General features: G+C 75.9%; 8 protein-coding genes. 4 read left to right on the top strand and 4 right to left on the bottom strand.

The window, feature by feature from the left end; all coding sequences use genetic code 11:
• Positions 1-107 precede the first annotated feature (107 nt).
• From EF903_RS21515 to fxsA, 3 genes are all read left to right on the top strand, one after another.
• Entirely contained in the window at positions 108-1,751 is a 1,644-nt protein-coding gene (locus tag EF903_RS21515) for an amidohydrolase (RefSeq protein ID WP_125545600.1), read from the top strand.
• Between the two features lie 291 nt (positions 1,752-2,042).
• Positions 2,043-2,909 (top strand): polyprenol monophosphomannose synthase, encoded by an 867-nt coding sequence (locus EF903_RS21520; protein WP_260615734.1) that lies wholly within the window; start codon positions 2,043-2,045, stop codon positions 2,907-2,909.
• Between the two features lie 82 nt (positions 2,910-2,991).
• Positions 2,992-3,585, top strand: a complete 594-nt coding sequence (gene fxsA, locus EF903_RS21525) for an FxsA family membrane protein (protein ID WP_125545602.1) — start codon at positions 2,992-2,994, stop codon at positions 3,583-3,585.
• A 102-nt stretch (positions 3,586-3,687) separates the two neighbouring features.
• Here fxsA and EF903_RS21530 read toward each other — a convergent pair whose 3' ends face one another.
• The 3 genes from EF903_RS21530 to EF903_RS21540 form a co-directional block, all read right to left on the bottom strand.
• Complete coding sequence (locus EF903_RS21530; RefSeq protein WP_007262928.1) at positions 3,688-4,062, bottom strand: RNA polymerase-binding protein RbpA; 375 nt, start codon at positions 4,060-4,062, stop codon at positions 3,688-3,690.
• A 343-nt stretch (positions 4,063-4,405) separates the two neighbouring features.
• A complete protein-coding gene (locus EF903_RS21535) occupies positions 4,406-5,788 on the bottom strand; it encodes an MFS transporter (protein ID WP_125545604.1) in 1,383 nt (460 codons plus the stop codon).
• A gap of 67 nt (positions 5,789-5,855) precedes the next feature.
• Complete coding sequence (locus tag EF903_RS21540; protein WP_125545606.1) at positions 5,856-6,629, bottom strand: glycerophosphodiester phosphodiesterase family protein; 774 nt, start codon at positions 6,627-6,629, stop codon at positions 5,856-5,858.
• Positions 6,630-6,833: 204 nt separating this feature from the next.
• On the opposite strand from EF903_RS21540, the gene EF903_RS21545 reads away from it, so the two are divergent.
• Positions 6,834-8,336: a PLP-dependent aminotransferase family protein gene (locus EF903_RS21545; RefSeq protein WP_125545608.1), complete on the top strand. Its 1,503-nt coding sequence runs from the start codon at positions 6,834-6,836 to the stop codon at positions 8,334-8,336.
• 10 nt (positions 8,337-8,346) lie between these two features.
• Here EF903_RS21545 and EF903_RS21550 read toward each other — a convergent pair whose 3' ends face one another.
• Positions 8,347-9,957, bottom strand: coding sequence for a hypothetical protein (locus EF903_RS21550; protein ID WP_125545610.1), 1,611 nt, complete (start codon positions 9,955-9,957; stop codon positions 8,347-8,349).
• Between the last annotated feature and the right edge of the window lie 10 nt (positions 9,958-9,967).

The following is a 9,967-nucleotide window of genomic DNA, read 5'->3' on the forward strand; positions in this document are numbered from 1 at the left end:
ACCCCGCCCCGCATCTAGGCCTCCGCGCCGCCGCACCGGCGCGCACGGGCCCCGCTGTGCCGGGGGCGGGGTCGAGACGCCGGCGCGGGGCGGCGAGACTTGTCCCCATGACTGACCGCACCGCCCACTCCGCCGACGCCGCCGGAGCACCCGCCCAGCCGGCCCCCGACCGGACCGTCCTCCTCCGCGGCGGCGAGGTCCACAGCCCCGCCGACCCGTTCGCCACCGCGATGGTCGTCGAACGGGGCCACGTCGCCTGGGTCGGATCCGAAGGCGCCGCCGACGCCTTCGCCCAGGGCGTCGACGAGGTCGTCGACCTCGACGGGGCGCTCGTCACACCCGCGTTCACCGACGCCCACGTCCACACCACCTCCGCCGGCCTCGCCCTCACCGGCCTGGACCTGACCGGCGCCGCCTCCCTGGCGGAGGCCTTGCGCCTGGTACGCGAACACGCCCGGCGCCGCCCCGACGACCGCGTCCTGCTCGGCCACGGCTGGGACGCCGCCCGCTGGCCGGAGCGCCGCGCGCCGCGCCGCGAAGAGCTCGACGAGGCCGCCGGCGGCCGCCCGCTCTACCTCAGCCGCGTCGACGTCCACTCAGCTGTGGCGACCACCGCCCTGCTGGACCTCGTGCCCGCCGTCACCGCCCGCGGCGACGAGCCGCTGACCCGCGACGACCACCACGCCGTCCGCCGGGCCGCCCTGGCCGCCGTCACCCCCGCCCAGCGCGCGGACGCCCAGCGCGCCGCCCTCGACCACGCCGCCTCCCTCGGCATCGGCTCCGTCCACGAGTGCGGCGGCCCCGACATCTCCTCCGCCGAGGACTTCACCGGCCTGCTCGACCTCGCCCGCGAGCGGCCCGGCCCGCGTGTCTTCGGCTACTGGGCCGACCGCGACCTGGACCAGGCCAAGGCCCTCGGCGCCGTCGGCGCCGCGGGCGACCTCTTCGCGGACGGCGCCCTCGGCTCCCACACCGCCTGCCTGCACAGCCCGTACGCCGACGCCGGCCACACCGGCACGGGCTACCTGGACGCCGCCGAGATCGCCGCGCACGTCGCCGCCTGCACCGAGGCGGGCCTCCAGGCCGGCTTCCACGCCATCGGGGACGCGGCGCTCACCGCCGTCGTCGACGGCTTCCGCGCCGCCGCCGAGCGGGTCGGCCTCGCCCGCGTCCGCGCCGCACGGCACCGCGTCGAGCACGCCGAGATGATGACCCCGGCCACCATCGCCGCCTTCGCCGAGCTCGGCCTCACCGCCTCCGTCCAACCCGCCTTCGACGCCGCCTGGGGCGGTGAGGACGGCATGTACGCCGACCGCCTCGGCGCCGAGCGCGCCCGCACCCTGAACCCGTTCGCCGCCCTGCTCAAGGCCGGCGTGCCGCTCGCCTTCGGCTCCGACGCCCCGGTCACCCCGTTCGACCCGTGGGGCACCGTCCGCGCGGCCGCCTTCCACCGCACCCCCGAGCACCGCATCTCCGTGCGCGCCGCGTTCACGGCGCACACGCGCGGCGGCTGGCGGGCCCTCGGCCGCGACGGCGCGGGCGCCCTCGTGCCCGGCGCGCCGGCCGACTACGCGGTCTGGCGTACCGGCGAGCTCGTCGTCCAGGCCCCCGACGACCGGGTCGCCCGCTGGTCCACGGACCCCCGCTCCGGCACGCCCGGCCTGCCCGACCTGACGCCCGGCCGCGAGCTGCCCGTCTGCCTGGCGACCGTCGTCGGAGGCCGGGAGGTTTTCGTACGGCCACAGGGGTGATCCCGCGGGCAGCGGCTCGGCCCGGCGGGTCCGTGCCGGATAGGTTCGGCCGGGCCCACCGCCGGGCGGGCGGACGGCGCTGATCCGCGCTGCCCGGTGTGCCCGCGCCTCGGGGCGACGGGGGTTCCGCCGGGAGGCGGTGGGCCCGGCCGGGCCCCGCGGTCCAGTAGACAACGGTCACGGGGACCCGCAGCGGCGGGAACCGGACCGGCCCGAAGGACCGCGGGACCCGGCCACTGTTCTAAAGTCGTCCTCTGTGACAGGACGTACAAGCACACGAAGGCGGACCCAGTGAGCGGCGACGGCGGACAGCGGGCCCAGGGGCCGCTCGGCACGGCCTTGGTGATCATCCCGACCTTCAACGAGGCGGAGAACATCGGGCCGATCGTCGCCCGCGTGCGCGCCGCCGTGCCCGAGGCGCACATCCTGGTCGCGGACGACAACAGCCCCGACGGCACCGGCAAGCTCGCCGACGAGCTCGCGGCCGGCGACGACCACGTGCACGTCCTGCACCGCAAGGGCAAGGAAGGCCTCGGCGCCGCCTACCTGGCGGGTTTCGCCTGGGGCCTGGAGCGCGACTTCGGCGTCCTCGTGGAGATGGACGCCGACGGCTCCCACCAGCCGGAGGAGCTGCCCCGGCTGCTCACCGCGCTGGCCGGCGCCGACCTGGTGCTGGGCTCCCGCTGGGTGCCGGGCGGCCGGGTGGTCAACTGGCCGAAGAGCCGCGAGTTCCTCTCGCGCGGCGGTTCGACGTACTCGCGGCTGATGCTGGACGTCCCGATCCGGGACGTGACCGGCGGCTACCGGGCCTTCCGCCGGGAGACGCTGGAGGGGCTGGGCCTGACGGAGGTCGCCTCCGCCGGGTACTGCTTCCAGGTGGACCTGGCCCGGCGGGCCGTGCGCGCCGGGTTCCGGGTCGTGGAGGTGCCCATCACGTTCGTCGAGCGCGAGTTCGGCGACAGCAAGATGAGCCGGGACATCGTGGTCGAGGCGCTGTGGCGGGTCACCCAGTGGGGACTCCAGTCGCACGCGGCCAAGCTGGTCGGCCTCGACAGGGGCCGCGGCAGGGATCGCGTCGAGGGCCGCGGCAACCGCCCCGCCGAGGGGCACGGCAAGGGCCGCGCCGAGGATGCGGCCCCGGGGCCGGACGGCTCCTGACCGGCCGGGGCCGGGCCCCTAGGGGACGCCCCCGACCTGCGGCTGAGGCCGCACTTACGCCGCTGCGGGCACACTGGATGCCATGATGACCGGCTCTTCCCCCGCCCAGGCGGCCGCCGCACGGCGGCGCAAGCCCGCCCGTACGTTCCTGCCCCTGGCGGTCGCCGCCTGGCTGATCCTGGAGATCTGGCTGCTGGGGCTCGTCGCGGACGCCGCCGGCGGCCTGGCGGTCGCGGCGCTGGTCGCGGGCGGCATCGTGCTCGGCGCCGTGGTGGTCAAGCGGGCCGGGCGCCGCGCCTTCCGGAACCTGGCCGACACCTTCCAGCAGGCGCAGGCCTCGCCGCAGGCCCAGGCCGCGCAGCCGTCCGCGGGCCGCCGGCCCGGCTCGGGCAACGCCTTGACGATGTTGGCCGGCCTGCTGTTCATGCTGCCCGGCCTGGTCTCCGACGCGGCCGCACTGCTGTTGCTGCTGCCGCCCGTCCGCGCCTGGATCGGCCGGCGGACGGCCCGCTCGCTGGAGCGCCGGATGAACGCCGCGCAGGCCGGCACCTTCGCCGACGCCTTCCAGCAGGCCCGCATCCGCCACCCCGACGGCAAGGTCGTCCCGGGCGAGGTGATCCGCGAGGACGCACCGCGGGAGCCGGGCCCCGGTCACCGCCCGCCGCTTGCGCCCTGACCCGGCCGCCGCCCCGACCGCGGGCGGGACCGGGAGCGCCGAGGGGCCCCCGCCACGGCGTGGCGGGGGCCCCTCGGGTCGTACGTACTGCGTGTCCGGCCGTCAGGCGGACTTGCGGCTGTCGCGCGGATGCACGGCGATGTTCATGGCGCCGGAACGCAGGACGGCCAGCCTCTCGGCCAGCACCTCCTCCAGTTCCTCGCGGGTGCGCCGCTCCATGAGCATGTCCCAGTGCGTTCGCGCGGGCTTGCCCTTCTTCTCCTCGGGCCCGTCCCCGTCCACGAGGAGTGCCATGGCGCCGCACGCCTTGCACTCCCACTCCGGCGGAATCTCTGCCTCAACCGAGAACGGCATCTCGAATCGATGTCCGTTCTGGCATGCGTACTCCACCGCCTGGCGCGGGGCCAGATCGATGCCGCGGTCCGTCTCGTAGCTGGTAACCACGAGCCGCGTACCGCGGAGAGCTCGCTCACTCATGAATCGTGCCTCCCGGGCTTGTCGCCCACAGGACAGGTGTCGCTGTCGTCGTCATCCGGTCAACGTCCGGTCGGCGGTATAGATTCCCGCTCCGGGTGATGCGTCGCCCGTCGTGCCGCCCCTTGTTGTACCCACCAATGCCCGTTTTGTCACATCTGGCAGCAGATGTCACCCAACGTCTTCACTTCTGCGGCACGCAGTAACGGTCCGCCTGGCAGGCCAAAGGCGTACACTACCGGCCGCGCGCCGCCACGTCGAAATCCGTTCGGAATTCGCATGCGCATCCGGCCTCCCGCGGCCCCGCGGCCCGGCCGCGGACGTGTCCCGATCCACCCGATCCGCATCAGATCCGGTCGGGAACAGGATTGCCCGCCGCCTCCACCGCGCGCCGCACCGGCACCCGCGCCAGCAGCACGAAACCCAGTGCGAAGAACACCACCAGCGAGATGATCGCGTCCCGGTAGCTGCCCGTGACCTGGTACGTCAGCCCGAAGACCAGCGGCCCGATCCAGCTCAGCCCCCGGTCGCTCATCTCGTACGCCGAGAAGTACTCGGCCTCCTTGCCCGCGGGAACCAGCTGGGAGAACAGCGACCGCGACAGCGCCTGGCTGCCGCCCAGCACCAGCCCGATCATCGCGGCCAGCGCGAAGAACCACCCCGGCGTGCCCGCCGGCAGGAAGTACCCGGCGAACAGCGTCAGCGTCCAGGCCGCCAGCGACCCCAGGATCGTCCGCTTCGCACCGAAGCGCCCGGCCAGCCGGCCCATCCCCAGCGCGCCCGCCACCGCCAGCACCTGCACCAGCAGCACCGCCGCGATCAGCGTCGACTGCTCCAGCCCCAGCTCCTCCGCGCCGTAGACCGACGCCTGCGAGATCACCGTCTGCACGCCGTCGTTGTAGACCAGGTACGCCAGCAGGAACGACAGCGTCAGCGGATGGCGCCGCATGTCCTTGAACGTCGCCACCAGCTGCTTCCAGCCGTTGACCGCCGGCCCGGCGCCCGGCTCCCGCACCACCGCCCGGTCCCTCAGCCGGCGCAGCGGCACCAGCGCGAACGCCCCCCACCACACGCCGGCCGACGCCAGGCAGATCCGGATCGCCATGCCCTCCGACAGCCCGAAGGAGTCGTGCCCGAGGTACAGGCCCAGGTTCGCCACCAGCATCACCGAGCCCGCGGTGTACCCGAACGCCCAGCCCCGCGAGGAGACCGCGTCGCGCTCGTCCGGCGTCGAGATCTGCGGCAGGTAGGCGTTGTAGACCACCATCGACACCGACAGCGAGGCGTTCGCCACGACCAGCAGCAGCCCGCCCAGCAGGTACCGCTCGCCTTCGAGGAAGAACATCCCCGTCGTCGCCACCGCACCCGTGTACGCCGCCGCCGCGAGCAGCGGCTTCTTGCGGCCCGTCCGGTCCGCCAAGGCGCCCACCAGCGGCATCACCAGCACCGCCAGCACCACCGACGCGGACACCGAGTACGCGAAGAACGAACCGGCCCGCACGGGGATCCCGAGCGGGTGCACGAACCCCTCCGCGTCGGCGGCCGCCTTCGCCACGGACGTCAGGTACGGCCCCAGGAACAGGGTGAGCACACTCGCCGAGTACACGGACACCGCGAAGTCGTAGAAGTACCAGCCCTGCTGCTCGCGCTTGCGCCCGGCGGCCTCCTTCGCCGCCGTTCTGCCGCCCTCGGCGGCGGGATCCGCCCCGTCTGCCGTCTGCGCGCTCATGGGCGCCCCCTCGCTGGTCCCCGTCGCCGCACGGCCACCGGCACGCGGACGCGGCGGCCCGCGGCCGTCAGGCCCAGGCCCCGCGCCGGTCCAGCACCGTGCGCAAGATGTCGATCCGGTCGGTCATGATGCCATCGACTCCCATGTCGAGGAGAGCCTCCATGCGTTCCGGTTCGTTCACGGTCCACACGTGCACCTGCAGGCCCCGGGCGTGCGCCGTCCGCACGAAGCGCCGGTCCACCACCCGGAGGCCGCCCTGCGTCTCCGGCACCTGGGCCGCCACCGCGCCCGCGCGCAGCGCCGCCGGGATCGCCAGCGAGCGCAGCCGCAGCCCCACCACCCCGCGCACGCCGTACGACGTCGCCAGCCGCGGCCCGGCCATCCGCTGAGCCCGGGCCACGCGGCCCTCCGAGAACGAGCCCACGCACACCCGGTCCCACACCCGCGCCCGGGCGATCAGGTTCAGCAGCGGGTGGAGCGCCGACTCCGCCTTCACGTCGACGTTCCAGCGGGCCCCGGGAAACTCCTCCAGCAGCTCCTCGAACAGCACCAGCGGCTCGCTGCCGCCCACCCGCACCGCCCGCAGGTCCTTCCAGTACCGCTCGGCTATGCGGCCCCGTCCGTCGGTGACCCGGTCCAGCGTCGCGTCGTGGAAGGCGACCAGCTTGCCGTCCGCGGTGGCGTGCACGTCCGTCTCGAAGTACCGGTATCCCGCGTCCGCCGCCCGGCGGAACGCCGCGGCCGTGTTCTCCAGCCCGTCCGCGGCGCCGCCGCGGTGGGCGAAGGGGATGACCGGGCCCGCGTGGTCCAGGTACGGGTGGGGGAGGGGTGCGTCTGTCACCGCCGCAGTATGCCCCCTCCACGGCCCGGACCGCCGCCCTCCGCCACCCGGACCGCCATCCTCCGCGGCCCTGGCCAGCGCCTTCGGCCGGCCCCGGCCCTGGCCCGGCCGACCCCGGCATGGCAGGCTGGATCCCGCGACCGATCCAATTCCCGGCCGCCTCGGCACCAGGGGTGGCCAATCCGACGAAAGTGGACCGACGACATGGCGGAGTGGACTTCGGCGGTGGGCGCCTCCCAGCTCGCCCGGCTCATCACCTCCCAGCAGCAGCGGCCCGGCATCCCCGGGGCCCGCAAGCCCCCCGCGTACCGCTCCCTGGCCGACGGCATCCGCCTCCTCGTCCTCGAGGGGCGGGTGCCCGTCGCCGCCCGCCTCCCCGCCGAACGCGAGCTGGCCGCCGCGCTCTCCCTCTCCCGCACCACCGTCGCCGCCGCCTACGAGGCCCTGCGCGGCGAGGGGTTCCTCGAATCGCGCCGCGGGGCGGGCAGCTGGACCTCCGTCCCCGCCGGCAACCCGCTGCCCGCCCGCGGGCTGGAACCCCTCCCGCCGGAATCCCTCGGCTCCATGATCGACCTCGGCTGCGCGGCGCTCCCCGCTCCGGAGCCCTGGCTGACCAAGGCCGTCCAGGGCGCCCTCGAGGAGCTCCCGCCGTACGCCCACACCCACGGCGACTACCCCGCCGGGCTCCCCGCCCTGCGCCGCATGCTCGCCGACCGCTACACCGACCGCGGCATCCCCACGATGCCCGAGCAGATCATGGTCACCACCGGGGCGATGGGTGCCATGGACGCCATCTGCAGCCTCTTCGCCGGACGCGGCGAGCGCGTCGCCGTCGAATCCCCCTCCTACGCCAACATCCTCCAGCTCATGCGCGCGGCCGGACTCCGCCTCGTCCCCGTCGCCATGGCCGACGGCCTCACCGGCTGGGACCTGGCCGTCTGGCGGCAGGTCCTGCGCGACGCCGCGCCCCGCCTCGCCTACGTCGTCGCCGACTTCCACAACCCCACCGGCGCCCTCGCCTCCGCCGAGCAGCGCCGCGCCATGGTGGAGGCGGCCCGCTCCGCCGGGACCGTCCTCGTCGTCGACGAGACGATGGCCGAGCTCGGGCTCGACCCCGCCCTGGAGATGCCGCGCCCCGTCTGCTCCCACGACCCGGCCGGCTCCACCGTCATCACCGTCGGCTCGGCCAGCAAGGCCTTCTGGGCCGGCATGCGCATCGGCTGGGTCCGCGCCGCCCCCGACGTCATCCGCAGCCTCGTCGCGGCACGCGCGTACGCCGACCTCGGCACCCCCGTCCTCGAACAGCTCGCCGTGAACTGGCTGATGCGGACCGGCGGCTGGGAAGAGGCCGTCGCACTGCGCCGCGAGCAGGCCCGCGAGAACCGCGACGCGCTGGTCGCCGCCGTCCGCCGCGAGCTGCCCGACTGGGAGTTCGAGGTGCCGCAGGGCGGCCTGACCCTGTGGGCGCGGGCCGGCGGGCTCTCCGGCTCCCGCCTCGCCGAGGTGGGGGAGCGGGTCGGCGTACGCGTCCCCTCCGGGCCCCGCTTCGGCGTCGACGGCGCGTTCGAGGGGTACGTGCGGCTGCCGTTCACCGTCGGCGGGCCCGTCGCCGAGGAAGCCGCCGTCCGCCTGGCGGCCGCCGCCCGGCTGGTCGGCACCGGCGCCGGCGGCAGCGGGGCCGAACCGCCCCGCACCTTCGTCGCGTGACCCGGAGGCCTTACGGGGCCTCCGCCGCCGCCTCGGCCACCGGCTCCGCGCCGACCGCCGCGGCCCGGTCCCGGCCCGGCTGCTGCGCCCGGACCTGGGCCGGACCGCCCGGACCCGACCGCCCCGGCAGCAGCTCCAGCACCGCCTGCCGGTGCGCCGGGTTCGCCGCCTCGTCGTACGGGTCCGGGGTGGCCGGCACCTGCAGCCGGTGCACCGGGCCCGACCCCAGACGGACGTACCCCCGCCCCGGCGGGACATGCGCCGTCGGCGTCGTGTGCGGGGGCACCCCCAGCACGTCCGCCACCTGCTGCACCGACACCGCACCCAGCACCACCCGCGCCCGCGTGTGCTGCCACACCGTGTCGTCCAGCAGCTCCAGGTGGTCGAACTGCTCCGCCACCACCACCGTCACGTGCGCCGACCGCCCGTGCCGCAGCGGCACCTGCAGCCGCGCCAGCGGATCGGGAGCCCCCTCGGCCGCCGCGAGGTGCGCCAGCACCGTCGGCCGGTCCATCAGGATCCACAGCGGCCGCCACACCTCCTCGGAGAGCGGGCCCCCCGCCTCGCGCGCCCGGTGCGCGGCGATCAGCCGCCGCTCCGTCTCGTGCGCCGCCCATTCCAGGGTCGCGAGCGCCCCGGCGGGTCCGCCCTCCACCGCGATCACACCGGCGCGCCCGGCCAGGCAGGCGTACTCGCCGGTCCCGCCGCCCTCCACGACCAGCACGTCGCCGCCGTGCCGCAGCGCCTGCAGGGCGACCGACCGCAGCAGCGTCGACGCGCCGCTGCCGGGATGGCCCACCGCCAGCAGGTGCGGCTCGGTGGAGCGCGGCCCCGTCCGCCACAGGACCGGCGGCATGTCGCGCCGCACGCCGTCCTCCGACACGGGCAGGGTGCGCCGCACCCCGTCCGCGTCCGTGAAGCCGAGGACGGTCTCGCCGGGCGAGGTCACGAACGGCTGCGCCGCGATCCCCGTCGGAAGCGCCGGCAGCACCCGCAGGTCCAGCCGGTTCCCCTCCTCGTCCCAGTCGAACAGGTACTCCCGCCCGCGCCCCGACTTCGCGTGCAGCAGCGTCTCGATGCGGGCCCGGGAGGCGGCCTCGCCGTCGGTGAAGTACGCCGGGTAGCGGATCCGGAGCCGGGTGAGACGGCCCGACTCGTCGAACGCCCAGTCGCCGAACGCCCGGTCCCAGCCCGCCCCGTGCGCGAACAGCGGCTCGGGGTCCTCGGGCACCGAGAAGTACGGGACGAGCGCCTCGTACAGGGAGCCGAGCCGCTCCGCCTCGGCAGGCGCGGGCCCCGTCTGCGCGGGGACCCGCTCCCGCCCCCGCCAGGCCGCCGCCGCCATCAGCGCGGCGAGGGCCAGGGCGGGCCCGTACGGGGCGACCGCGACGACCAGCACGCAGGCCGCGCCGAGGAACAGCGCGGGACCACGCTTGTCCTTCGGGGTCGCGGCCCACCTGGCCCGCCCGGCCGCCGCCAGGATCCGCAGCCCGCGCCCGACGACCAGGAGCGGATGGAGGACGTCCGTGGCGCCGTCGGCGGCCTTGCGGGCGAGGTCGCGCCCCCGGGCCGCCGACAGCTTGCCGCCGGAGGGGAAGCGGGGGAGGGGGAGCCGGGCCACGGGCGTCTCC

This window comes from Streptomyces sp. WAC05292 (assembly GCF_003949955.1).
GTDB lineage: Bacteria > Actinomycetota > Actinomycetes > Streptomycetales > Streptomycetaceae > Streptomyces > Streptomyces globosus.

What these genes read in the sequence shown, in the direction of transcription:
- EF903_RS21515 (WP_125545600.1), top strand. Translation starts at nt 108, where the DNA reads ATGACTGACCGCACCGCCCACTCCGCCGACGCCGCCGGAGCACCCGCC.
- EF903_RS21545 (WP_125545608.1), top strand. Translation starts at nt 6,834, where the DNA reads ATGGCGGAGTGGACTTCGGCGGTGGGCGCCTCCCAGCTCGCCCGGCTC.
- EF903_RS21530 (WP_007262928.1), bottom strand. Translation starts at nt 4,062, where the DNA reads ATGAGTGAGCGAGCTCTCCGCGGTACGCGGCTCGTGGTTACCAGCTAC.
- fxsA (WP_125545602.1), top strand. Translation starts at nt 2,992, where the DNA reads ATGATGACCGGCTCTTCCCCCGCCCAGGCGGCCGCCGCACGGCGGCGC.
- EF903_RS21535 (WP_125545604.1), bottom strand. Translation starts at nt 5,788, where the DNA reads ATGAGCGCGCAGACGGCAGACGGGGCGGATCCCGCCGCCGAGGGCGGC.